This is a genomic window from Alloyangia pacifica (genome assembly GCF_003111685.1).
GTDB lineage: Bacteria > Pseudomonadota > Alphaproteobacteria > Rhodobacterales > Rhodobacteraceae > Salipiger > Salipiger pacificus_A.
In genome coordinates, this window is record NZ_CP022189.1 from 1,876,270 (window position 1) to 1,899,225 (window position 22,956).

The 22,956-nt window shown below is 65.5% G+C and carries 21 protein-coding genes; 4 read left to right on the forward strand and 17 right to left on the reverse strand.

Annotated elements, in window-relative coordinates:
- Positions 1–25 precede the first annotated feature (25 nt).
- The 3 genes from CEW88_RS08995 (at position 26) to tpiA (ending at position 2,995) form a co-directional block, all read left to right on the forward strand.
- The gene (locus CEW88_RS08995; RefSeq protein WP_108966072.1) at positions 26–1,687 is read left to right on the forward strand and encodes a mechanosensitive ion channel family protein; all 1,662 of its coding nucleotides are present in this window, start codon (positions 26–28) and stop codon (positions 1,685–1,687) included.
- Between the two features lie 66 nt (positions 1,688–1,753).
- Entirely contained in the window at positions 1,754–2,137 is a 384-nt protein-coding gene (locus tag CEW88_RS09000) for a HesB/IscA family protein (RefSeq protein WP_108966074.1), read from the forward strand.
- Positions 2,138–2,254: 117 nt separating this feature from the next.
- Entirely contained in the window at positions 2,255–2,995 is a 741-nt protein-coding gene (gene tpiA, locus CEW88_RS09005) for a triose-phosphate isomerase (RefSeq protein WP_108966076.1), read from the forward strand.
- 165 nt (positions 2,996–3,160) lie between these two features.
- Here tpiA and CEW88_RS09010 read toward each other — a convergent pair whose 3' ends face one another.
- From CEW88_RS09010 to CEW88_RS09030, 5 genes are all read right to left on the reverse strand, one after another.
- Positions 3,161–4,537 (reverse strand): TRAP transporter large permease, encoded by a 1,377-nt coding sequence (locus CEW88_RS09010; protein WP_108966078.1) that lies wholly within the window; start codon positions 4,535–4,537, stop codon positions 3,161–3,163.
- Positions 4,538–4,542: 5 nt separating this feature from the next.
- On the reverse strand, positions 4,543–5,232 hold the full coding sequence (locus CEW88_RS09015) for a TRAP transporter small permease (protein WP_108966080.1): 690 nt from the start codon (positions 5,230–5,232) through the stop codon (positions 4,543–4,545).
- A gap of 105 nt (positions 5,233–5,337) precedes the next feature.
- A complete protein-coding gene (locus CEW88_RS09020) occupies positions 5,338–6,342 on the reverse strand; it encodes a TRAP transporter substrate-binding protein (RefSeq protein ID WP_108966082.1) in 1,005 nt (334 codons plus the stop codon).
- A gap of 294 nt (positions 6,343–6,636) precedes the next feature.
- Positions 6,637–7,860 (reverse strand): sigma-54-dependent transcriptional regulator, encoded by a 1,224-nt coding sequence (locus CEW88_RS09025; protein ID WP_108966084.1) that lies wholly within the window; start codon positions 7,858–7,860, stop codon positions 6,637–6,639.
- Positions 7,857–9,635 carry a sensor histidine kinase gene (locus CEW88_RS09030; RefSeq protein ID WP_108966085.1) on the reverse strand — a complete coding sequence of 593 codons (1,779 nt, stop codon included), beginning with the start codon at positions 9,633–9,635 and terminating at the stop codon, positions 7,857–7,859. Before CEW88_RS09030 ends, CEW88_RS09025 begins: the two co-directional genes overlap by 4 nt.
- Positions 9,636–9,713: 78 nt before the next feature.
- On the opposite strand from CEW88_RS09030, the gene CEW88_RS09035 reads away from it, so the two are divergent.
- Positions 9,714–10,889 carry a cytochrome P450 gene (locus CEW88_RS09035; RefSeq protein ID WP_108966087.1) on the forward strand — a complete coding sequence of 392 codons (1,176 nt, stop codon included), beginning with the start codon at positions 9,714–9,716 and terminating at the stop codon, positions 10,887–10,889.
- 77 nt (positions 10,890–10,966) lie between these two features.
- On the opposite strand, the gene CEW88_RS09040 is transcribed toward CEW88_RS09035, so the two are convergent.
- The 12 genes from CEW88_RS09040 to CEW88_RS09095 all read right to left on the reverse strand — a co-directional run bounded on the left by CEW88_RS09040 (position 10,967) and on the right by CEW88_RS09095 (position 22,952).
- A complete protein-coding gene (locus CEW88_RS09040; RefSeq protein ID WP_108966089.1) occupies positions 10,967–12,634 on the reverse strand; it encodes a ribonuclease J in 1,668 nt (555 codons plus the stop codon).
- Positions 12,631–13,413 (reverse strand): type III pantothenate kinase, encoded by a 783-nt coding sequence (locus CEW88_RS09045; RefSeq protein WP_108966091.1) that lies wholly within the window; start codon positions 13,411–13,413, stop codon positions 12,631–12,633. The genes CEW88_RS09040 and CEW88_RS09045 overlap by 4 nt, the downstream gene beginning before the upstream one ends.
- A gap of 11 nt (positions 13,414–13,424) precedes the next feature.
- Positions 13,425–14,168: a biotin--[acetyl-CoA-carboxylase] ligase gene (locus tag CEW88_RS09050; protein WP_108966093.1), complete on the reverse strand. Its 744-nt coding sequence runs from the start codon at positions 14,166–14,168 to the stop codon at positions 13,425–13,427.
- Between the two features lie 116 nt (positions 14,169–14,284).
- Complete coding sequence (nuoN, locus tag CEW88_RS09055; RefSeq protein ID WP_108966095.1) at positions 14,285–15,727, reverse strand: NADH-quinone oxidoreductase subunit NuoN; 1,443 nt, start codon at positions 15,725–15,727, stop codon at positions 14,285–14,287.
- An 11-nt stretch (positions 15,728–15,738) separates the two neighbouring features.
- A complete protein-coding gene (locus CEW88_RS09060) occupies positions 15,739–17,289 on the reverse strand; it encodes an NADH-quinone oxidoreductase subunit M (protein WP_108966096.1) in 1,551 nt (516 codons plus the stop codon).
- Positions 17,289–19,460, reverse strand: a complete 2,172-nt coding sequence (nuoL, locus tag CEW88_RS09065) for an NADH-quinone oxidoreductase subunit L (protein WP_108966098.1) — start codon at positions 19,458–19,460, stop codon at positions 17,289–17,291. The genes CEW88_RS09060 and nuoL overlap by 1 nt, the downstream gene beginning before the upstream one ends.
- Before the next feature lie 6 nt (positions 19,461–19,466).
- Positions 19,467–19,772, reverse strand: coding sequence for an NADH-quinone oxidoreductase subunit NuoK (gene nuoK, locus CEW88_RS09070; protein WP_108966100.1), 306 nt, complete (start codon positions 19,770–19,772; stop codon positions 19,467–19,469).
- Between the two features lie 122 nt (positions 19,773–19,894).
- Positions 19,895–20,503: an NADH-quinone oxidoreductase subunit J gene (locus CEW88_RS09075; protein WP_108966102.1), complete on the reverse strand. Its 609-nt coding sequence runs from the start codon at positions 20,501–20,503 to the stop codon at positions 19,895–19,897.
- Positions 20,500–20,922, reverse strand: coding sequence for a carboxymuconolactone decarboxylase family protein (locus CEW88_RS09080; protein ID WP_108966103.1), 423 nt, complete (start codon positions 20,920–20,922; stop codon positions 20,500–20,502). The genes CEW88_RS09075 and CEW88_RS09080 overlap by 4 nt, the downstream gene beginning before the upstream one ends.
- Before the next feature lie 112 nt (positions 20,923–21,034).
- Complete coding sequence (gene nuoI / locus CEW88_RS09085) at positions 21,035–21,529, reverse strand: NADH-quinone oxidoreductase subunit NuoI (protein ID WP_108966105.1); 495 nt, start codon at positions 21,527–21,529, stop codon at positions 21,035–21,037.
- Positions 21,530–21,535: 6 nt separating this feature from the next.
- Entirely contained in the window at positions 21,536–22,573 is a 1,038-nt protein-coding gene (nuoH, locus tag CEW88_RS09090) for an NADH-quinone oxidoreductase subunit NuoH (RefSeq protein ID WP_108966107.1), read from the reverse strand.
- 10 nt (positions 22,574–22,583) lie between these two features.
- Positions 22,584–22,952, reverse strand: a complete 369-nt coding sequence (locus CEW88_RS09095; protein ID WP_438839463.1) for a hypothetical protein — start codon at positions 22,950–22,952, stop codon at positions 22,584–22,586.
- Positions 22,953–22,956 lie beyond the last annotated feature (4 nt).

Below are 22,956 nucleotides of genomic sequence, written 5' to 3' on the forward strand. Positions count from 1 at the left end.
GGGGCGCGCCTGCCGTTGATCTGCGATGACCCTGCTCGCCCGCCTCCTTTCGCTTGCGCTGCTGACGCTGCTTCTGGCCCTGACTGGCCCCGGCCGCGCGCAGCAGGGCGAACTCGACCGCTGGTACGAGGTCGAGATGGTCAACCCCGGCCTCGGCAACGCCCCGCAGAACATCGACAGGTCCACCCCGCGCGCCGCGCTCGAGAGCTTCCTCTTCCGTGCCGATGCCGAGGACTGGGAAGGCGCGGCGCACCTGCTCGATCTTTCGCCCATCGAGCCTGGCGAGCAGGCAGAGCTCGGGCCCGAGCGCGCCCGCCAGTTCGCCACGCTCATGGATCGCAAGATCATGATCGATTGGTACGACCTGCGCGATCGGCCCGACGGCGTCGATGCCCGCACCAAGGATGCCCCCATGGCGGGCGAGCCGCGCCGCTCGCTGCTGCTGTGGTATGTCAAGCTCGGCGACCGCCCGGTGCCGATCCGGATCAACCGCGTGAAGCCCGAAACCGGAGATCCGGTTTGGCTTGTCTCGCGCCAGACGGTGCAGGCGCTGCCAGCGCTGGCCGAGGCCTTCGGCCCCACGGAGCTGGAAATCGTGCTTCCGGCGCCGCTGCGCGAGCGGGCCTTTTGGGGCCTGCGCTGGTGGGAGGTCATCGCGCTACCACTGGTGCTGATGGCCACCGGCTTCATCGGCTTGCTGGTGAACAGGCTCATGTCGCGAGGGCTGAACCGCACGCTGCGCGATGCGCCCTACTCGACGCTCGTGGCCCTGCGCGGCCCGACCACGCTGGCCGTCGTCACCCTGACCATGTCCCTGCTCACCCGGCACGTGCTGGTGTTCTCGGGGCGAATCGACACGATTCTCTCGCCGCTGCTCATCCTCGGCTTCGTCTCCACCGTGCTCTGGCTGGTGATCAACGTGGCGGACGTGATTCTCAACCGACTGGTGAAATTCGACGGCGACGAGCTGGCCGAGATGGGAGACGGCCAGGAACAGCGCCGCAATATCGCGACGCGCGTCTCCGCCGCCCGCCGCGCAGTGATCGTCCTTGTGGCGCTGGTGGGCGCTGGCATCGTCATCTCCGAAGCCAGCGTCATGCGCTCGCTGGGCATTTCGCTGCTCGCCTCCGCGGGTACGGCAACGATTATCCTCGCATACGCCGGCCGCAACGTGCTGACCAATATCATGGCCTCGATGCAGATCGCGCTGAACCAATCGGCGCGCATTGGTGACAAAGTGCTGTTCAAGGGCCATCTGTGCTCGGTCGAGCGCATCCATTTCACCTATGTGCAGCTGCGCGTCTGGACCGGGCAGCGGCTGGTGGTGCCGGTGGTCGACTTCGTCGCCGAGCCCTTCGAGAACTGGACCATGCAGGAGCACTTCCTTATCCGGGAAGTGGTGCTGCGCCTGTCCCATAGCGCCGACGTGGAGGCGCTGCGCCAGCGCTACGAACAGATTCTCGATGATATGGAAGGGCTCGCTGACCGTCCCGAATCGCGCGGCGTCTATGTCTCCGGTCACGATGTTTTCGGCAAGGAAGTGCTCTTCCTGATCCCCTGCCCCGATCCCAACATCGCCTGGTCGCTCGAATGCGAGGCCCGCGAGCAGCTTCTGGTCGCGGCTCAGGAACTCGACAGCACGGCGCAGCCGATCTTCCCCGACGCGCGTCCCGCCGAGGCAGCCTGACCCTCCGCCCCTTGTTTCCCCGGCCGCAGGGGCTTAAATTCCTGACAAAGCTCATAGGAGACGCGGATGTTCGGCATTCCCGGAAAACAGGCGGTCACCATCACCCCGGCCGCGGTGACGCAAGTGCGCAAGCTCATGGAACGCGACGGGCGCGCGGGCCTGCGGATCGGCGTGAAGAAGGGCGGCTGCGCAGGCATGGAATACACCATGGACTTCGTCGACTCGCCCGAGGCCAATGACGAGGTCGTCGAGCAGGACGGCGCGCGGGTGCTGATCGCGCCGATGGCGCAGATGTTCCTCTTTGGCACCGAGATCGACTACCAGACCTCGCTGCTGGAATCCGGCTTCAAGTTCAACAACCCCAATGTCGCCGACGCTTGCGGCTGCGGCGAGTCGATCAAGTTCAAGGACATCGAAGAGCTCGAGGCCGAGCGCCGCGGCTCAGAATAAGCCTACCGCCACTTCGCCTTGGGCCGTTTCCGCCCTATCTCCTTGATTGCGCAACCAAGCTTGACGCTGCTGGCTGCGCCGCGATGATACGCGCGAACTTCAACGAGAGGAGCGACGATGCGCAGGAAACTTGCCGCCGGCAATTGGAAGATGAACGGGCTGGCCGCCGCATTGGATGAGCTGAAGGCCATGGCGGATGCGGATGGTGGCGAGACCGAGGTGCTGATCTGCCCGCCCGCCACGCTGCTTGCGCAGGCTGCGGCAGGCTCGGGAGACATTGCCATCGGGGGGCAGGACTGCCACGCCAAGGCCTCGGGCGCCCACACCGGCGACATCTCTGCGGACATGCTCAAGGACGCGGGCGCAAGCTACGTGATCCTCGGCCATTCCGAGCGCCGCACCGATCATGGCGAGACCGACGAGGAGGTGCGCAACAAGACCCGCGCCGCCTGGGACGCCGGGCTGACCGCCGTGGTCTGCGTCGGCGAGAGCCTCTCCGAGCGCGAGGCGTCGAACACGCTCGACATCATTGCCGGACAACTCGCGGGCTCGATCCCTGACGGCGCGACCGGCCACAATCTCGTGGTCGCCTACGAGCCGATCTGGGCCATCGGCACCGGCAAGGTGCCCACCACGGACCAGATCGGCGAGGTGCACGACTTCATGCGCGCCCGGCTCGAGAAACGTTTCGGAGAAGGCGTCGGCCGCTCGGTCCGCCTGCTCTACGGCGGCTCGGTGAAGCCGGGCAACGCGGGCGAGATCTTCGCGGTCTCGAACGTCGACGGCGCGCTGGTGGGCGGCGCCAGTCTCAAGGCGGCAGACTTCGTGCCGATTATCGAGGCCCTCGGAAAAGCCTGACCGGCTAGCAATGCGTATTTAGAATGAGAAGAAGCCGGGGGCCCTGCGCAGCCCCCGGCTTCTTTTCTTTGCAAATACGCCCGACGGAGGTGGTCCTGCCCCAAAAGAACGTGCGGCGCCCGGTGAGGGGCGCCGCACTCTTTTCCTGGCCCCTCCCGGCAGGGCTCAGTTGGTGATGATCTCGGGTCCCATGAAGGTGGTCGGCAGCCAGGTCGACAGCCAGGGGATATAGGTCACCATGATCAGGAAGACGAAGAGCACCGCGAGGAAGGGCAGCGCCGCCTTGACCACGCGCATCATCGACATGCCCGCCACGCCAGAAGTGACGAAGAGGTTCAGGCCGACCGGCGGGGTGATCATGCCGATTTCCATGTTGACCACCATGATGATACCGAGGTGGATCGGGTCGATCCCGAGCTCGATGGCGATCGGGAAGACCAGCGGCGCGACGATCACGATGAGACCCGAGGGTTCCATGAACTGGCCGCCGATGAGCAGGATCACGTTGACGATCACCAGGAACATGATCGGCCCGAAGCCGGCGTCGAGCATCATCCCGGCGATGCGCTGCGGGATCTGCTCGTCGGTCAGCACGTGCTTGAGGATCAGCGCGTTGGCGATGATGAACATCAGCGTGATCGTCAGCTTGCCGGCCTCGAACAGCGTGTCCCGGGTGTCGCGGTGGAAGAAGGCGGTGACCAGCGCGATCGGCTTGCGGAGCAGCGACAGGTTCGGCGCGCCGTCCTTGCCTGCGAGCGGACCCATGTCACGGTAGACGAAGTTGGCGATGAAGAAGGCATAGACTGCCGCCACTGCCGCCGCCTCGGTCGGCGTGAAGATGCCGCCGTAGATGCCGCCCAGGATGATAACGATAAGGAAAAGCCCCCACATCGCGTCGCGGCCCGAGCGGATCACTTCACCCCAGCCGTGCCAGTCGCCCTTGGGCAGGCCGCGCACCCGGGCGATGGCGTAGATGGTGATCATCAGCATGGTGCCCGCGAGCAGGCCCGGGATGACCCCCGCGAGGAACATCCGGCCAACCGAGACGTCCGTGGCCGAGGCGTAGACCACCATCACGATCGACGGCGGGATGAGGATGCCGAGCGTGCCCGCGTTGGCGATGACGCCGGCCGCGAAATCCTTGGAATAGCCCACCTGCCGCATGCCGGCGATGACGATCGAGCCGATCGCGACCACGGTCGCCGGGGACGAGCCCGAGAGCGCGGCAAAGAGCATGCAGGCAAAGACGCCGGCGATGGCGAGACCGCCGTGGAAGTGGCCCACCAGCGAGATCGAGAAACGGATGATCCGCCGCGCCACGCCGCCCGTCGACATGAAGGACGAGGCGAGGATGAAGAAGGGAATGGCGAGCAGCGTGTAGTGCCCGGCCATGGCCTGGAACATCGATTGCGCCACCGAGGCCAGCGAGGTGTCCGACAGGACCAGCAGGAAGATGATCGACGACAGGCCCAGCGAGACCGCGATCGGCAGGCCGATGAGCATCAGACCGATGATGCAGAAGAAAAGGAGAAAGACTTCCATCGGACTCAGTCCTCGCGGTTCAGGTGGGCGACGTCATCGACGGCGTCTTCGGCTTCGTGGCTGACGATCAGGCTGTCTTTCTGGCCGGTCCAGATGCGGACGCCGGCCTGGATGAAGCGGAAGAGCAGCAGCGCCATGCCGAAGGGCAGGATGAAATAGGGGATGAAGCGTGGCAGCTTCTCGTAGTGCTCGCCCTCGTTGATCCAGGGCTCGATGAAGCGCAGCCAGTCGGGCATCGGGATGTCGACGACCTCGTACCAGGACCGGTAGGAGGTGCGCTTCATCTCCTCGAAGCCGGTGGGGAACCAGCGCCCGGTGGTCTGCGGCAGGTTGGCGAAGTTGGCCCAGTAGTCCCAGGCGCCCTTCATCAGCAGGAAGGCATAGAAGATGCAGAGGACGGCCGCGATCAGTGCCAGCACTCGGCGCGCGGCGGGCGGCAGGAGGCCGGTGATCGCGTCGACCCCGAGATGCGCGGTGACCTTCACCGCGTAGCTCACCCCGAAGAGCACCAGCCAGGCAAACAGGAAGGTCACCGCCTCGAGGCCCCAGATCACGCCGGTGTTGAACCCGTAGCGCAGGACGACGTTGACGAAGGTGAGGAGCGTCATCAGCCCGAGGATCACGGCGATTGCCGTTTCCTCGAGCTCGTTGACGAAGCGGCCGAGTGCAGAGCCGCCGTGCATGGTATTGGACATCTAGTCCCCCGCTATGCCGTATGGGTTGCCCCAAGGTGAAAATTCGGGTGTGAAAAGGCCCGGCCCCGCGCTGCGCAGGACCGGGCCGAAGCCATCCGCGCCGGATCAGAACTGCGCGTTGAATTCCTGCGCGGCGGCGATGTTGTCGGCGCCGACCTCGCTCTCGAAGCGCTCCCAGACCGGCTTCATCGCGTCGACCCAGGCCTGACGCTGCTCGGGCGTCAGTTCGCGGATCACGCCGCCGGCGTCGAGGATCGCCTGACGGTTGTCGGCATCGACCTCGGCGATCGCGGCGTTGCGGCTGGAGGTCACCTCGTCGAGGATCTGGCCCATCTGCATGCGCACGTCCTCGGGCAGGCTCTCCCACCAGTCAACCGAGGTGACGACCATGTAGTCGAGCACGCCGTGGTTGGTTTCGGTGGTACCGTCCTGCACCTCGAAGAACTTCTGGCCGTAGATGTTGGACCAGGTGTTCTCCTGGCCGTCGACCACGCCGGTCTGCAGAGCGCCGTAGACTTCCGAGAAGGCCATCGGCTGCGGCGAGGCGCCGAGCTGCTCCATGTTCGCCTTCAGCACCTCGGAGGGCTGCACGCGGAACTTCAGGCCCTTTGCATCTTCCGGCGAGATCAACGGCTTGTTGGCCGAGAACTGGGTCAGGCCATTGTGCCAGAAGCCAAGGCCGAGCAGGCCACGGCGCACCATGGACTCCTTCATGTCCTGGCCGACGTCCGAGGTCTGGAACGCGTCCACGGCTTCCATGTTCTTGAACATGAACGGCAGGTCGAAGATGCGGAACACCTTGGTGAACTGCTCGAATTTCGACAGCGAGGGCGCAGCCATCTGCACGTCGCCGTTCAGCATTGCCTCGAGCACCTGGTCATCGTTGTAGAGCGTCGAGTTCGGGAAGACCTCGACACAGGCCTTGCCGTCCATCTCCTCGTTCACGCGGTCGGCGAAGAGCTGCGCCGCGATGCCCTTGGGGTGCTTGTCGGTGTTGGTGACGTGGCTGAACTTCACCACGATCTCGCCATCGTCGCAGGCGGCGGTTGCGGCCTGGGTGCCGGACACGAGTGCGGACACCGCGGCAGCGGTCATCAGGAACTTTTTCATGAAATCCTCCCGGAACTTCTGTTTGTCGAAGCACCGACCGCGACCTCCTACCGTCACGATCGATCTGAATATCAAGAGATACTCTGGTGAATTTTGTCGCAACGTTTTTGGGAGGATTTCGTGATGATAGATTTTTATGTTTTATTATACATATTTAAGTATCACCTTTCGCAGGCCAATTGTTCGGCGCGCATGATCTTGTGCGAAATCCCGCACGCTGATTGCGCATGACTGTGCGAGAATCCGCACAGTTCTCACCTCGCCCGAAAATGCGGCAGGGGGCGGAATCGCCGCTCAGCGATAGTCCTCTGCGCGAATGCCGTATTTCGCCAGCTTGTCGTAGAAGGTCTTGCGCGGCAGCTTCAGGGCCTGCGCGGCCGCACTGGCCTGCCCGCCGGTGCGCTTCAGCGCCTCGACCAGCAACGAGCGTTCGACCTGCGCCATGCGTTCGGTCAACCCCAGCCCCTCGCCCATGTCTTCGCTCTCGCCGAGCCCGAGCGCGAAGCGCATCGCCGCCGACATGAGCGAGCGCGTGTTGCCCGGCCAGTCCCGCGCGATGAGCGCCGAGATCACCTCCTCGGTGATCTCCGGCGGCTCGAGACCGGCCTGCTCGGCGGCCTGCGCCACGTAGTGGCGGAAGAGCACCGGGATGTCCTCGGGCCGCTCGCCGAGCGCCGGGATGTGGATCTGCATGACCTCGAGTCGGTAGAAGAGCTCGGCGGAAAACGCGCTGCTCTCCACCTCCCTGCCCAGATCGCGCACCGTGCCGGCGATCAGCCGGGGCCCTCCCTCCTCCAGCAGATCGACGAGCGCCAGTTGGCTGTCCTTCGGCAGCTGGCAGATCTCGTCGAGGAACACCGTGCCCGCCGCGCAGCCGCGCCAGAACTCGCCGAGCGCCGCGCGGTCCAAACCAGCCGCCGAGCGCTTCTCGAACGGGCCCTTGGAGCGATTCGAACAGAGGTGCACAACCTCGGCAACCTTCGAAAGACCCGAGCCCGGTGCCCCGGTGATCAGCACGTCGGTTCCGGCCCGCGCCGCCACACGGCAACGCGCGCGCAGCCCGTCCGCCTTGCGCGAGATGCCGAAGAGCATCCTTGCGGCGGCGTCGCCGGTTTCCAGCTCGGCCTTTAGGCGGCGGTTTTCCAGCACCAGCGCGCGGGTGCGCAGCGCGCGCTCGACCACGGCGGTCAGATCGCCCGGCGCGCAGGGCTTTTCGAGAAAGTCAAAGGCCCCTGCCGCCATCGCCCGCACCGCCATGGGGATGTCGCCCTCGCCGGTCAGCAGGATCACAGGAAGCTCGGGGTCCTTGCGGTGCGCGTAGTCAAGCAGGTGGAAACCGTCGCGGCCGGGCATGCGAATGTCGGAAACGATCACCCCCTCGAAGGCGGGCTCGATCAGCTCCTTGCACTCGACAAAGCTGCCCGCGGTCACCGCGTCGAGGTCGGCCAGCTCCAGCGTCTGGCCAAGCGCCTCGCGCACCGCCGCATCGTCGTCCACAAGAAGCACCCGCCGGGTCATGCGCGTTTCTCCATCTGCGTGATCTCCATGCCTGCCTGACGCAGATCCAGCGTGAACTGCGCCCCGCCGCCGGGCAAATTCTCGCCCCGCAGCTTGCCACCGAAGCCCTCGACAATCCCGTAAGAGATGGACAGGCCAAGCCCCATCCCCTCTTCCGGGCCGACCTCCTTGGTCGAGTAGAAGGGGTCGAAGATGCGGTCGGGCTCGCGGATGCCCGAGCCGGTGTCGCGGACCGTCAGCCGCACCATACCCGCGGCGTCTTCATGATTGATGCGCAGGGTCAGGCGCCGGACTTCCTGCCCCTGCATGGCATCAAGCGCGTTCGAAATGAGGTTCACCACCACCTGGCTCAACCGCACCTCGCCGCCCATGACGATGGCCGGGCGGTCTGGACGCTGCCAGTCGACCGTGGCGCCGGTTGTCTCGATCCGGCGTTGCATCAGCTCGAGCGCCTGCTCGACCACCGCCGCAAGACCGACGCGATGCGCGGGCCCCGGCTCGGCCTTGGCAAAGGCCCGCAGGTTCTTGATGATCCGCCCCATGCGCCCCGCCATATCGCTGATCCGCCCGAGGTTCTCTGCCGCCCGCTCGGGCTTGCCGCGCTCGAGGAAGGCGGCGCCGTTCTCGGCAAAAGAGCGGATCGCCATCAGCGGCTGGTTCAGCTCGTGGCTGATCCCCGCGCTCATCTTGCCGAGCGCCGTCAGCTTCGAGGCCTGCACCAGTTCGGCCTGCGCACGCTTCAGCGCGGCCTCGGCCTCCTGCCGCTCGACAACCTCGCGGCGCAGCGCGAGGTTGGCCTCTTCGAGATCGCGGGTGCGCGTGGTGACCCGTTCTTCCAGGTCGAGGTTGATCGCCGCCAGCGCCCGACGCCGCTCGAGCGCGAACCACAGCAGCGCGACGAAAAAGAGCACCCCCGCCGCCACCGCCTGCGCCTGCAGCAGCGCGTAGCGCCGCGCCGGGCGCACGTCGATCAGCAGCACGGCGGTCATGCCGATCACCGGCAGGTCGACAACGCGGCGCAGGGCGCGGGCGGGGATGTAGGGCGACCAATTTTGCGACAGGATTGTGTAGTCCCCCAGTTCCGTCGTCTCGGTCTCGCGCCGCTGCCCCGAGGGCGAGACCAAGGCGCCGTCCCCCTCGCGTCGCCAGCCCAGAAGCTCGGTCCGGTTGGTGACGAAGACCGTGCCGCTCTCGTCGAGAAAGAAGACGGCGGGCAACGAGCCGCGCCAGTCGCGCTCGAGCACCGCCGCATCGACCACCACCACCAACGCGCCGCGCACCTCGCCCGAAGGCGCGAAGTTCGGCGCGGCGAAGAAGAAGGCGCGGTCCACGTCGCCCGGCCCCTCGCCGTGGGCGATGCCAAGCGCACCGGTCAGGGCACGGCGAAAATAGGCGCTGCGCGCCACGTCCTTAGGGACCATGTCACCCGAACTGGCCAGCACCTCGCCCGAGCCCGCGACGTAAAAAGCACTGACCGCGCCGGTCCGGTCGGCGGCGGTGAGCAGCATCTCGTCCGCCGGGGCACGGGGCCCGCCGTCGAGCAGCGCCTCCAGCGCGGGGTGGCGGGTGGTCAGTACGGCAAACTCGCGGAACCGCTGCAGCTGGCTGACGAGGCGGTCCGACGCGAGGTCGAGGTCGCTCTGCCCGCGCGCGGCGAGCGGCCCGAGCGCCTGCAGGTAGCCATAGTGCCACACGCTGCCCGACAGCGCGGCCACGAAGGCGAGCGTCAGCGCCAGCCAGAGGGCGCGGCTCCGGGTCAGAAGGTCCCAGCTCATGACCCCTCATAGCAAGACCGCTCTTGCCAAGAAAGCGCGGGCGTGTCCTAGGGTTGCGCCATGACCACGATGAGACCCATGCAACGCTTCTCCAAATCCCCGACCGATCCCGCCTTCGTGCAGGATCCCTACCCGTTTTACGACGAAATGCGCGCCGCAGGCGATCTTGCCTTCTGGGAGGACTATGCCCTGCCCTGCGCCGTGTCGCAGCGTGCCGTCTCGACGCTGCTGAAGGACCGCCGCTTCGGCCGCGAGGTCCCGCCAGAAATCGCCCCCGAGATCCCGGCCCACCAGGCGCCCTTCTACGCGGTCGAGGCGCATTCCATGCTCGAGCTCGAGCCGCCGCGCCACACCCGGCTGCGCGGGCTGGTGCTGCGCGCTTTCACCTCGCGCCGGATCGCCGCACTCGGACCGGAGATCGCCGCCTTGGCGCACCGGCTGATTGACGAGATGCCCGAGCACGGCGAGATCGACCTGCTGCCCGCCTTCTGTCAGCCGATCCCGGTGATCGTCATCGCCCGGCTGCTTGGCGTGCCCGAGGCGATGGCGCCGCAACTGCTGCGCTGGTCTGCAGACATGGTCGGCATGTACCAAGCGCGCCGGGACAGAGCGATGGAGGTGGCGGCGGCGACGGCGGCCACCGAGTTCGCGGACTTCCTGCGCGGCTACGTGGAAACGCGCCGCAAGAGCCCCGGGGACGACCTGCTGTCGCATCTCATCGCGGCCGAGGAAGGCGGAGAGAAACTCTCGACCGACGAGCTGATCACCACCTGCATCTTGCTGCTCAACGCCGGGCACGAGGCAACGGTGCACACCATGGGCAACGGCATCAAGACGCTGCTGGAACAGGGCGTGACGATCACCGAGGACAACGCCGCGCCGGTGGTCGAGGAGGTGCTGCGCTACGACCCGCCGCTGCACATGTTCACCCGCTACGCCTACGAGCAGGTCGAGGCCTTTGGCCATACCTTCCAGCGTGGCGAGCAAGTGGCGCTCATGCTGGGCGCGGCGAACCGAGACCCGGCGGTCTGGGCGGAGCCCGCGCGCTTCGATCCGGCGCGCCCGGTGGTGACCAACACCAGCTTCGGCGGCGGGATGCACTTCTGCGTCGGCGCGCCTCTGGCCCGGCTCGAACTGGTGACGGCCCTGCCGATCCTTTTCGAGCGGCTTGCGGGGATGCAACTGGCCGGAACGCCGAGATACGCCGACCTCTATCATTTCCACGGCCTCGAGGCGCTGAAGATCACGCGCTGATCCGCCAGGGTTACTGATCGCAAAAGTAAAGGCGCGCCGCTCTCGCGGCGCGCCTTCGCTATGTCCGCCCGAAAGCCTCAGGACAGGCGGCTGATCACCACCGTCACCTCGGGTTTCTTGCCGATCTCGTTGACCGAGGAATTGCGCACGATGCGGCGCATGCCTTCCTCGAGCTTGTCGTCGTCGCCGAGGGTCTTCTCGCCGGCGCGGCCAAGGAACTGGCTGAGGTCTTCTTCCAGGATATCCACCAGCGGCGCGTTCGAACGGCCGATCTCCGGCAGGCCCATCAGCTCGCACCAGGGCTCGCCAAGCGGCTCGTCGTCCTCGTCGAGGATCACCGTCACCACCACGTGCCCGTTCAGCGCCATGCGGATACGATCGCGCACGATGCCGTCGAGCGCCCCGATCTGCACCGAACCGTCGAGGTAGGTGCGGCCGGTCTCGACATAACCTGCCACCGTGGGCTGGTTGCCCGACAGGTCGACCATGGTGCCGTTGATCGCCAGAACCCCGGCGCGGCCACGTCCCTCGGCCAATTTCATGTGCTCGCGCAGGTGACGGTGCTCGCCGTGCATGGGCACGACGATCTGCGGGTTCACGATGTCCTGCATCCGCTCGAGGTCAGGCCGGTTGGCGTGGCCCGAAACGTGGTACTTGCCGCCGTCATCGTCGACGATGTCCACGCCCTTTTCAGAGAGCGAGTTCATGATGTGGATCACGCCCTTTTCGTTGCCCGGAATGGTCTTCGAGGAGAAGAGGAAGAGATCGCCTTCCTTCAGCTCGATGCCATTGTACTTGCCGCGCGCCAGCTGCGCCGAGGCCGCCCGGCGTTCGCCCTGCGAGCCGGTGACGATCAGCATGACGTTCTCGCGCGGGATCTGCGTTGCGTCCTCGGGCGAGATCACCTTCGGGAAGGAGGTCACGACCCCGGTCTCGATCGCTGCCTCGACCATCCGGCGCATGGCGCGGCCGAGAAGGCAGATCGAACGCCCGGCGCGCTCGCCGGCCTCGGCCAGCGTCTTCACCCGCGCCACGTTCGAGGCGAAGGTGGTGGCAACGACCATCTGCGGCGCGCTGGCCACCAGCGTCTCGATCTCGGGGCCGACGGTGATCTCGCTGCGACCGGGGTGCTGCGAGAAGACGTTGGTCGAATCGCAGATCAGCGCCTTGACGCCATCTTTCGACACTTCGGCCCAGAGCTCGGGATCGAAGGCCTCGCCGACCACCGGGTTCGCGTCGAGCTTGAAGTCGCCGGTGTGGATCAGCCGCCCGCCGGGCGTGTCGATGACCAGCCCCGAGCTTTCCGGGATCGAGTGCGAGATCGGCAGGAAGCCGACGGTGAAGGGACCGGCCTTCACCGTTTCGGGCCAGCGCGACACGGTGGTCACCGTCTCGGGCGAATGGCCGTATTCCGCGAGCTTGCCGCGCGCGAGGTTGGCGGTGAAGGCACGCGCGTAGACCGGCACGCCAAGGTCTTCGAAGCAATGGCCGATGGCGCCGACGTGGTCCTCGTGGGCGTGGGTGATGAACACCGCCTCCAGCCGCTCGCGGTTTTCCTTCAGCCAGCTGATGTCGGCAAAGATGATGTCGACGCCAGGCGTCGTGTCCATGTCGGGAAAGGCAACGCCGATGTCGACGAGGATAAGGCGTTCCTCGCCCGGCTTGCCGTAGCCGTAGACATAGGCGTTCATGCCGATCTCGCCGGCACCCCCGAGGGGGAGATAGATAATGCGTTCGCTGCTCATGAGCTTTGGCTCCTGCCAAGATTGTATGCGTGGATGACGGTGAGACCATGCATGGTCAAATCCTCCCGCCAGTCGTCGAAGAGGTCTTCGGATTGCTGGAAGAGCGGTGCCAGCCCACCGGTTGAGATGACGCGCATCGGCCGGTCACGTTCGGCCTTGATGCGCGCGCAAATTTCGCGGACGAGGCCGACATAGCCCCAAAAAACGCCTGACTGCATGCAGGCGACGGTGTTTGTTCCGACCACGCGCTGTGGCTTGGTGATGTCCACATGCGGCAGCGCGGCGGCAGCCTGGTGCAGCGCTTCGAGGCTGAGGTTGACGCCCGGTGCGATCACCCCGCCCTCGTAGGCGCCGTCCTGCGCCACCACGTCGAAGGTTGTCGCGGTGCCGAAATCGACAACGATGATATCGCCGCCGTAAAGATCATAGCCTGCCACCGTGTTGACCAGACGGTCCGGGCCCACGTTTGTGCCGAGATCCACCCGCACGTCCACGGGAAGCGCGCATTCGGGCTTGCCTACCACCATGGCGCGGGTGTTGAAATAGCGATCCGCCAGCACACGCAGGTTGAACACCACGCGCGGCACGGTCGAGGAAACGATCACATCGGTGATCTCGGCCTCGATCTTCTGGAAGGCCATGAGCGTCGAGAGCCAGACGTAATACTGGTCGGCGGTGCGCTGGTGCTCGGTCGAGGTGCGCCAGGTCGCAAGGAAGCGCGCCCCGTCCCAGATCGAGAACACGGTGTTGGTATTGCCGCAGTCGATGGCCAGAAGCATGGGCCGCCCCCTCAGAAAAACACGTCTGCCGCGGCAATCGCCTGCCGCGCGCTGGCTGTCCTTAGGACAAGATTGCCGGCATCGTCCACCGTTTCGAACGTGCCGGTAAATTCGTGGCGCCCGGTGCGCGCGGTGATCACCGAGCCGAGCCGCGCGGCGCGCGAGAGCCAGGCCTCGCGAATACCGGCAAAGCCAAGCGTCATGAACCGCGCCTCTTCGCGCGCGTAAGCGGCGGCGAGCACGGTCAGGAACTCTTCTGGCGTCACCCGCGCACCGGCCTCAGACATCAGAGAAACCGGGCGCAGCGCTCCGGGCTCGACCTCGCCAACGTCCGGCGCCGCGGCGAGGTTTACCCCCATGCCGATGGCCAGCCAGTCGCGCCCCGCGTGACGCCCGAGGCTTTCCAGCAGGATGCCCGCCACCTTGCCGCCATTGACCAGCACGTCGTTGGGCCATTTCAGCGCCAACATGTCGGCCCTGCCGGTCACCGCGACAAAGGCCTCGTGCAGCGCCAGGGAAGCGACGAAGCTGCGCAGGGCAACCACCTGCGGCGGCTCGGCGACCGGCAGCACCAGCGTTCCCGCGAAGTTCCCGGCAGGCATGGTCCAAGGCCGGCCGCGGCGCCCGCGCCCGGCGACCTGGTTCAGCCCGAGGATCCACTCGGGACCAGTCAGGCCGGGCACGATCCGCGCCGCCTCGGCATTGGTGCTGTCCACTTCCGCCAGCACCCGCCGGCCATAGCCGTCAGGCCACATGCGCCTGCCCTTTCATCCGTTTCCATCCGTGCCCACAGTGAGAAATCAGCGCATAGGCGAAAACAAAGTGACGCGCCAGAGGCGCGCCACTCGGTGTTCTCGTGCTGGCTCGGTGCTCAGTTGACAAGCGTCGCTGCCGCGGCCGCTGCCGGGCCCTCGATGCCGAAGAGGTTCACCACGCCTGCGACCATGATGAAGGCCGAGACCACCAGGAAGCCCCAGAGCAGCGGCGAGCCACCGGCATCCAGCGCATCCTCGCGGTCCTCGCCGAAGTACATGAAGAAGACGATCCGCAGGTAGTAGTAGGCACCGATCGCTGAGGCGACGGCCGAGGCCACGACCAGCCAGACCATGTCCTGCGCGATGGCAGCCTGCCAGACGCCCAGCTTGGCGAAGAAGCCGAGCAGCGGCGGCACGCCGGCGAGGCTGAACAGCAGCACCAGCATGGCCAGCGCCCTGCCCGGCTCGCGCTTGGAGTACATGCCAAGCGCACGGATGTCGGTGACCGGCTGGCCATCCTTGCTCATCGACAGGATGAAGGCGAAAGTGCCGACGTTCATGGTCACGTAAACGACCATGTAGATCAGCATCGCCTGCACGCCCGCCTCGGTGCCGGCGGCAAGGCCGATCAGCGCGTAACCCATGTGGGCGATCGAGGAATAGGCCATCAGGCGCTTGATGTTGGTCTGGCCGATGGCGGCGATGGAGCCGAGGAACATCGACAGCACCGCGATCAGCGCAACCACCTGGCTCCAGTCCGCGACGGCGCCGCCAAAGGCGTCGTGCATCACCCGGGCGAAGAGCGCCATGGCGGCAACCTTCGGCGCAGTGGCGAAGAAGGCGGTGACCGGGGTCGGCGCGCCCTGGTAGACGTCGGGCGTCCACATGTGGAACGGCACCGCCGAGACCTTGAAGGCAAAGCCCGAAATCATCAGCACGAGACCGATCAGCAGGCCGAGCGACAGGTGCCCTTCGGTCGCCGCAAGGATGATGCCCGAGAAGAGCGTCGTCCCGGCAAAGCCGTAGGTCAGCGAGGCGCCGTAAAGCAGCATGCCCGACGACAGCGCGCCCAGCACGAAGTATTTCAGGCCCGCCTCGGTCGACATCTCGCTGTCGCGGCGCAGCGAGGCAACCACGTAGAGCGCGAGCGACATCAGCTCGAGCCCCATGTAGAGCGTCATCAGATCGCCCGCCGAGACCATGACCATCATGCCGACGGTCGAGAGCGCCACCAGCACCGGGTACTCGAACTTCAGCATCTTGGTCTTCTGCATGAAGCCGAGGCCCATCACCAGCACGCAGGCCGCGGCGATCAGGATGACCACCTTGGCAAAGCGCGAGAAGGCGTCGTCGATGAACATGCCGTGGAAGGCGGGGTTGGTGCCGGAGCCGGCGGTGCCGATCCACAGCGCGAGGATCGCCATCACCGCGGCGGTGAGCCAGACCAGCGCCGGGGCGAGCTTGTCCTTGCCGGTATAGACCGCGCCGATCAGCGCCAGCATGGCGTAGACCGCCAGCAGGATCTCCGGAAGGATGGTGTTCAGATCAGCCGAGATCATGCCTCGCCCCCTCAGTGGTTCGCTTGGGCCACGGTGTTGCCGCCGAGATCGGCGGCCGCCACGGCCGTATCATAGTGGTTGACCAACGCCTCGACCGACGGGCCGATGATGTCCAGCGCGGCGGCGGGGTAGACCCCCAGCCACAGGGTCATCACGACCAGCGGCGCGAAGGTCCAGCGCTCGCGGGTGTTCATGTCCTGGATGGTCTTCAGGCTTTCCTTGATGAGATCGCCGAAGACCACGCGGCGGTAGAGCCAGAGCGCATAGGCCGCCGAGAGGATCACGCCGGTCGCGGCCACGGCGGCGACCCAGGTGTTGACCTGGAAGATGCCCATCATGGTGAGGAATTCGCCGATGAAGCCCGAGGTGCCCGGCAGGCCGACGTTGGCCATGGTGAAGAACATGAAGATCAGCGCATAGGCCGGCATGCGGTTCACGAGGCCACCGTAGGCGTCGATCTCGCGGGTGTGCATGCGGTCGTAGATCACGCCGACGCAGAGGAAGAGCGCGCCCGAGACGAAGCCGTGGCTGATCATCTGGAAGATCGCGCCGTCGATGCCCTGCTGGTTGGCCGAGAAGATGCCCAGCGTCACGTAGCCCATGTGGGCGACCGACGAATAGGCGATGAGCTTCTTCATGTCCTCCTGCACCAGCGCGACGAGCGAGGTGTAGACAATCGCGATGGCCGACATCCAGAAGACCAGCGGCGCCAGCACCTCCGAGCCGACGGGGAACATCGGCAAGCTGAAGCGCAGGAAGCCGTAGCCGCCCATCTTCAGCAGGATCGCCGCCAGCACCACCGAGCCCGCCGTGGGCGCCTGAACGTGCGCGTCGGGCAGCCAGGTGTGCACCGGCCACATCGGCATCTTGACCGCGAAGGAGGCGAAGAAGGCCAGCCAGAGCATGGTCTGCAGACCGCCGACAATGTGGATGCCCAGCACCGAGAAGCCCGCCGTCGAGAACTCGTGGGTGAGCAGCGTGGGGATGTCGAGCGTGCCGGCATCGGCATACATCGCGACAATCGCCACCAGCATCAGCACCGAGCCGAGGAAGGTGTAGAGGAAGAACTTAAACGAGGCGTAGATGCGCTCCTTGCCTCCCCAGATGCCGATGATCAGGAACATCGGGATGAGGCCGGCCTCGAAGAACAGATAGAAGAGCACCAGGTCGAGCGCCATGAACACGCCAAGCATCAGCGTTTCCAGCAGCAGGAAGGCGATCATGTACTCCTTGACCCGGGTCTTCACGCCCCAGGAGGCGAGGATGGTCAGCGGCATCATGAAGGTGGTGAGCATGACGAAGAGCACCGAGATGCCGTCGACGCCCATCTTGTAACTCAGCCCCATGATCCAGGTGCCGGTCTCGACCATCTGGAAGCCGGTGTTGGACGGGTCGAACTGGAACAGGATGAACAGCGAGATCACGAAGGTCGCCGTGGTCGCGATCATCGCGAGCCATTTGGCGTTCCGATCCGCCGCGGCGTCTCCGCCGCGCAGGAAGAGCGCGAGGATAAGCGCCGCCAGCGCGGGCAGGAAGGTGACGATGGAAAGAAGGTTGGCCATTAGTGCGCCCCTCCGAGGATCGACATCCAGGTGACAAGAACGGCGATGCCGATCACCATGGCGAAGGCGTAGGTGAAAATGTAGCCGGACTGGGCGCGGCCCGCGAGCCGGGTGAAGAAGGGGATGATCCCCATCGCCACGCCGTTGATCGAGCCGTCGATGACCTTGCCGTCACCCCGCTTCCAGAAGAAGCGTCCGATCGCCTTGGCCGGCTGCACGAAGATGACGTCGTAAATCTCGTCGAAATACCACTTGTTGAGCAGGAAGAGGTACAGCGGACGCTGGTTCTCGGCGAGCCGCTTCGGCAGCGCCGGGTTCGCGATGTAGAAGAGATACGCGACCCCGAAACCGATCAGCATGGCAAAGAACGGCGAGACCTTGACCCAGACCGGCGCGTGGTGCGCCTCGTCCATGACGTGGTTGTCCGGCCCCATGAAGATCGCGCCCTCGGGGGCCATGCCGGTGGCGACATGCGTCGCTGCCTCGGCGTGGCCCTCTTCGGTTGCGGCCTCTGTGGCGACCTCCGAGGTCTCGGTGCCCTGCTCTTCGGTCGCGACGGCGGTTTCATCGCCGTGCGCCTCGGTGGCAGCGTGCTCTTCAGTGGCCACGTCGCCATGGCCCTCTTCCGAGGCTTCCGCGTGATGGGCGGGGATACCGAAGAAGCGGTTCACCTTATCATGGTCGCCGAAGAACGGGCCGTAGAACACCATCCCGGCAAAGACCGCGCCCACGGCGAGAACCGCCAGCGGAATGGTCATGACCTTGGGGCTTTCATGCGCGTGCTCATGCGTGTGCTTGTCGCCGCGCGGACGGCCGTAGAAGGTCAGGAAGATCAGCCGCCACGAGTAGAACGAGGTGAACAGCGCCGCGATGACCAGCATCCAGAAGGCGTAGCCGCCCGCGGTGCCGGCCCATGCGCTCTCGATAATCGCGTCCTTCGACAGGAAGCCGGCGAAGCCGATGTGGGTGAGCGGGATGCCGACGCCGGTGATCGCAAGCGTGCCGATCATCATCGCCCAGAAGGTGTAGGGGATCTTGCCGCGCAGCCCGCCGTAGTTCCGCATGTCCTGCTCGTGGTGCATCGCGTGGATGACCGAGCCCGCTCCAAGGAACAGCATCGCCTTGAAGAAGGCGTGGGTCAGCAGGTGGAACATCGCCGCCGAATAGACGCCGACGCCCGCCGCCACGAACATGTAGCCAAGCTGCGAACAGGTCGAATAGGCGATGACGCGCTTGATGTCGTTCTGCACGAGGCCGACCGTCGCCGCGAAGAAGGCAGTCGTGGCGCCGAGGAAGGTGACGAAGGCCATCGCTTCGGGCGCGTATTCCATCAGCGGCGACATGCGGCAGACGAGGAAGACGCCGGCGGTGACCATGGTCGCGGCGTGGATCAGCGCCGACACCGGGGTCGGGCCTTCCATCGCGTCGGGCAGCCAGGTGTGCAGCAGGAGCTGCGCCGATTTGCCCATCGCACCGACGAAGAGCAGGAAGGCCAGCAGGTTTGCGGCGTTCCAGTCGGTCCAGAGGAAGGTGAGCTGCGTTTCCGCCAGCTGCGGTGCCGCGGCGAAGATGTCGTCGAAGCGGATCGAGTCGGTCAGGAAGAAGAGGCCGAGGATGCCAAGCAGGAAGCCGAAGTCGCCCACGCGGTTGACAATGAAGGCCTTCATCGCCGCGGCGCCCGCCGAGGGTTTCTTGTAGTAAAAGCCGATCAGCAGGTAGGAGGCGACGCCCACACCTTCCCAGCCGAAGAACATCTGCACCAGGTTGTCCGAGGTCACCAGCGCGAGCATCGCGAAGGTGAAGAAGGACAGATAGGCAAAGAAGCGCGGCTTGTAGCTTTCGCCGTGCTTGAACTGCGGATCATGCGCCATGTAGCCGAAGCTGTAGAGGTGGACGAGCGCCGAGACCGTGGTGACCACGATCAGCATGATCGCCGTCAGCCGGTCCGAGCGGATCGCCCATTCGGTGCTCAGCGAGCCGGACTCGATAAAGCGGAACAGCGGAATGGTTTCCGCCTCGCCGAGCGTGAGGAACACGATCCACGACAGCAGACAGGCCAGGAACAGCAGGCCGGTGGTCACCCACATGGCCCCTTTCTCGCCGATGAAGCGCCAGCCGAAGCCGGCCAGCACCGCGCCCAGCAGCGGGGCGAAGAGAATAATCGTCTCCATGGGCGATCAGCCTTTCATCACGTTGACGTCTTCCACGGCAATCGAGCCGCGGTTGCGGAAGAAGCAGACCAGGATCGCCAGGCCGATCGCCGCCTCGGCGGCGGCCACGGTCAGCACGAAGAGCGTGAAGACCTGCCCCGCCAGATCGCCCAGGAAGGCCGAGAAGGCGACGAAATTGATGTTCACCGAAAGAAGGATGAGTTCGATCGACATCAACAGGATGATCACGTTCTTCCGGTTCAGGAAAATCCCGAAAATCCCGATGACGAACAGCACGGCCGCCACCGTCAGGTAATGTTCAAGTCCGATCATGCATCCCTCCGGGTCTCTGCCCCGATTCTTCTAGTCCCTCGCGGCCCTTTGACGGGTGGGTCCGCGTCATATCCCGTTGCCCGCCGCGCGCAGCCCTCCCGGGCGGCGCGGCGGGAAGCACCTCAGAGCCCCTGCCCGGGCTTCACGTCCTTCAGCTCCATCGCCTTGGCCGGATCGCGCCACATCTGGTGCAGCACGTTCTGCCGCTTGACGTTGGTGCGATGGCGCAGCGTGAGCACGATCGCCCCGATCATCGCGACCAGCAGGATCAGCCCCGCCAGCTGGAACAGCAGGAAGTAGCGGTCGTAAAGCAGCACCCCGAGCGCGACGGTGTTCTGCATCTGCTCGGGCGCGGGGGTCGGGGCCGAGAGCTGGCTCGACGCCAGTTCCGAGGCCTGCCAGCCGCCGAAGGCCATGCCGAGCTGCATCAGGATGACGACCCCGATGAGCAGCGCCAGCGGCATGTATTTAGCCATCCCCGCGCGCAGCTCGGCGAAGTCGACGTCGAGCATCATCACCACGAAGAGGAAGAGCACGGCCACGGCGCCGACGTAGACGATGACCAGCAGCATCGCGACGAATTCCGCGCCCAGCAGAACGAAAAGCCCCGCCGAGCTGAGGAAGGCGAGGATCAGCCAGAGCACCGAGTGCACCGGGTTGCGGGCGATCACCGTGAACAGCCCGCCCGCGATGGCGCAAAGCGAAAAGAGGTAGAAGGCGAACACGGTCATTTTGCGTCATCCTTGTTGTCTTCCATCACCTCGCGCGCAAGCTCCATGGCGCGGGTCATGGCGGGTATGCCGGCGAACATCGACATATGGGCGATGGTCTCGGCGATCTCGTCTTTCGTGGCGCCGGCCTCCATGAGGTGGCGCACGGTCATGCGCACCGGCGTGTCGGCCTGGGCGCCCTGCATGGTCAGCCCGGCCAGGGTCAGCAAGAGCCGGGTCTTGGCATCGAGCCCGTCCTTCGACATGCCCTTGCCGAACCAGAACTCCATGATGTCCTTGGGCATGGTCGGCCAGAGCTTCTCGAACTCTTTCGGCGCGAAGCTCTCAAGCGCGGGGTTGAAGGCTTTCGCCATCTCCTGCGCCTGGGTCATCATCAGCTCGAAGGGCGTCGTGTCGAAGGGCTTCTTGGGATCGGTCATGATCGCGCTCCTGTCTGCGCGTACCCTGCCCTGCCCCGCGATTGGGCGCGGAGGGCTGTGCGGAGGGGGCGGGCGAAGGTGGCGGTCATGGCTTCCTGTGATGCCTCAGCGGTCAGCGGTACGGGGCGTCGAGTTCGAGGTTTCGGGCGATCTCTGCTTCCCAGCGATCGCCGTTCGCCAGCAGCTTTTCCTTGTCGTAGAAAAGCTCCTCGCGCGTCTCGGTCGAGAACTCGAAGTTCGGCCCCTCGACGATCGCATCCACCGGGCAGGCTTCCTGGCAGAAGCCGCAGTAGATGCATTTCGTCATGTCGATGTCGTAGCGCGTGGTGCGGCGGCTGCCGTCGTCGCGCGGCTCGGCGTCGATGGTGATGGCCTGCGCCGGGCAGATCGCCTCGCAGAGCTTGCAGGCGATGCAGCGCTCTTCGCCGTTGGGGTAGCGGCGCAGCGCGTGCTCGCCCCGGAAGCGCGGCGACAGATAGCCCTTCTCGTGCGGGTAGTTCAGCGTGGGCTTGGGCGCGAAGAAGTAGCGCAGGCCCAGCTGGAACCCCTTGATGAAGTCCGCCAGCAGGAAATACTTGGCTGCCCGGCCGTAATCGATCGATGCCATGGTTGCTTAACCTCCCGTGGTCCAGCGGGCGAAGACGCCCCAGAACCATCCGAATTTCGCCGCGAAGGACACGAAGACCACCCAGAACAGGCTGAACGGAAGGAAGACCTTCCAGCCAAGGCGCATCAGCTGGTCGTAGCGGTAGCGCGGGGTGATCGCCTTCACCATCGCGAAGATGAAGAAGAAGAACGCCATCTTCGCGACCATCCACAGCACGCCGTCGGGCAGGCCGGGGATCGGCGACAGCCAGCCGCCGAAGAACAGCAGCGAGGTCAGCGCGCACATCAGGAAGATCGCGATGTATTCACCTGCCATGAACAGCAGGAAGGGCGTCGAGGAATACTCCACTTGGTAGCCGGCCACCAGTTCGGATTCCGCTTCGGGAAGGTCGAACGGCGGTCGGTTGGTCTCGGCCAGCGCCGAGATGAAGAAAAGGAACACCATCGGGAAGTGCGGCAGCCAGTACCAGTTGAACAGGCCGAGGCCACCGTCCTGGGCACGCACGATGTCGCCGAAGTTCATCGAGCCGGTCGAGATGATCACGCCGATGATGATCAGGCCGATCGACACCTCGTAAGAGATCATCTGCGCCGCCGAGCGAAGCGAGCCGAGGAACGGGTACTTCGAGTTCGACGCCCAGCCCCCCATGATCACGCCGTAGACCTCGAGCGAGCTGATCGCCATCACGTAGAGGATCGCCACGTTGATGTCCGCCAGCACCCAGCCGTCGTTGAACGGGATCGCCGCCCAGGCGATCATCGCACAGACGAAGGAAACCAGCGGCGCCATCAGGAACACGCTCTTGTCAGAGCCCGCCGGGATCACCACTTCCTTGAGGATGTATTTCAGAGCGTCCGCCACCGACTGGAGAATGCCGAACACCCCCACGACGTTGGGGCCGCGCCGCATCTGGACGGCGGCCCAGATCTTGCGGTCTCCATAGACCAGGAACAACAGCGAGATCATCACGAAGGCCACGACCGCAAGGGTTTGCGCGAGCACAAGGATGAAGATGCCGAAGGGGGTTGCGAAGAAGTCTGCCATCAAGTGTCCCTCACACCATCGGTATTCCGTTCTCGGTGCAGGCTGACGCGACGACTTCCGCGTCGATCGTCTTGAGCCCGCGGGGCAGCGCCGCCGAGATGGTGTAAACAGCATCTCCGCGCCAGAGGCCACCCTCTTCCGATACATTCGTCCGCAGATGTCGCGCAAATCCGTAGCCGCGGATCAGCGCGTACTGCGCCGCGGCGCAATCTGCATAGGTCTCTACATCCTCCGAGCCGCGCGCACCGCGCATGGACACGAGGAAATTCACCAGATCGCCGTCCAGCAGCCGCGTCTCGATCCCCTCGTAGGACGGCACGGCGCGATCCGTCGCCTGCGAGCTTTGCTCGCAAGCACAGAGCGCGGCCAGTGCCGCCATGGAG

Excerpts from the sequence above, each read along its gene's own strand:
- CEW88_RS08995 (WP_108966072.1), top strand. The coding sequence starts at position 26 with ATGACCCTGCTCGCCCGCCTCCTTTCGCTTGCGCTGCTGACGCTGCTT.
- CEW88_RS09000 (WP_108966074.1), top strand. The coding sequence starts at position 1,754 with ATGTTCGGCATTCCCGGAAAACAGGCGGTCACCATCACCCCGGCCGCG.
- tpiA (WP_108966076.1), top strand. The coding sequence starts at position 2,255 with ATGCGCAGGAAACTTGCCGCCGGCAATTGGAAGATGAACGGGCTGGCC.
- CEW88_RS09010 (WP_108966078.1), bottom strand. The coding sequence starts at position 4,537 with ATGGAAGTCTTTCTCCTTTTCTTCTGCATCATCGGTCTGATGCTCATC.
- CEW88_RS09015 (WP_108966080.1), bottom strand. The coding sequence starts at position 5,232 with ATGTCCAATACCATGCACGGCGGCTCTGCACTCGGCCGCTTCGTCAAC.
- CEW88_RS09020 (WP_108966082.1), bottom strand. The coding sequence starts at position 6,342 with ATGAAAAAGTTCCTGATGACCGCTGCCGCGGTGTCCGCACTCGTGTCC.
- CEW88_RS09025 (WP_108966084.1), bottom strand. The coding sequence starts at position 7,860 with ATGACCCGGCGGGTGCTTCTTGTGGACGACGATGCGGCGGTGCGCGAG.
- CEW88_RS09030 (WP_108966085.1), bottom strand. The coding sequence starts at position 9,635 with ATGAGCTGGGACCTTCTGACCCGGAGCCGCGCCCTCTGGCTGGCGCTG.
- CEW88_RS09035 (WP_108966087.1), top strand. The coding sequence starts at position 9,714 with ATGCAACGCTTCTCCAAATCCCCGACCGATCCCGCCTTCGTGCAGGAT.
- CEW88_RS09040 (WP_108966089.1), bottom strand. The coding sequence starts at position 12,634 with ATGAGCAGCGAACGCATTATCTATCTCCCCCTCGGGGGTGCCGGCGAG.
- CEW88_RS09045 (WP_108966091.1), bottom strand. The coding sequence starts at position 13,413 with ATGCTTCTGGCCATCGACTGCGGCAATACCAACACCGTGTTCTCGATC.
- CEW88_RS09050 (WP_108966093.1), bottom strand. The coding sequence starts at position 14,168 with ATGTGGCCTGACGGCTATGGCCGGCGGGTGCTGGCGGAAGTGGACAGC.
- nuoN (WP_108966095.1), bottom strand. The coding sequence starts at position 15,727 with ATGATCTCGGCTGATCTGAACACCATCCTTCCGGAGATCCTGCTGGCG.
- CEW88_RS09060 (WP_108966096.1), bottom strand. The coding sequence starts at position 17,289 with ATGGCCAACCTTCTTTCCATCGTCACCTTCCTGCCCGCGCTGGCGGCG.
- nuoL (WP_108966098.1), bottom strand. The coding sequence starts at position 19,460 with ATGGAGACGATTATTCTCTTCGCCCCGCTGCTGGGCGCGGTGCTGGCC.
- nuoK (WP_108966100.1), bottom strand. The coding sequence starts at position 19,772 with ATGATCGGACTTGAACATTACCTGACGGTGGCGGCCGTGCTGTTCGTC.
- CEW88_RS09075 (WP_108966102.1), bottom strand. The coding sequence starts at position 20,503 with ATGACCGTGTTCGCCTTCTACCTCTTTTCGCTTTGCGCCATCGCGGGC.
- CEW88_RS09080 (WP_108966103.1), bottom strand. The coding sequence starts at position 20,922 with ATGACCGATCCCAAGAAGCCCTTCGACACGACGCCCTTCGAGCTGATG.
- nuoI (WP_108966105.1), bottom strand. The coding sequence starts at position 21,529 with ATGGCATCGATCGATTACGGCCGGGCAGCCAAGTATTTCCTGCTGGCG.
- nuoH (WP_108966107.1), bottom strand. The coding sequence starts at position 22,573 with ATGGCAGACTTCTTCGCAACCCCCTTCGGCATCTTCATCCTTGTGCTC.
- CEW88_RS09095 (WP_438839463.1), bottom strand. The coding sequence starts at position 22,952 with ATGGCGGCACTGGCCGCGCTCTGTGCTTGCGAGCAAAGCTCGCAGGCG.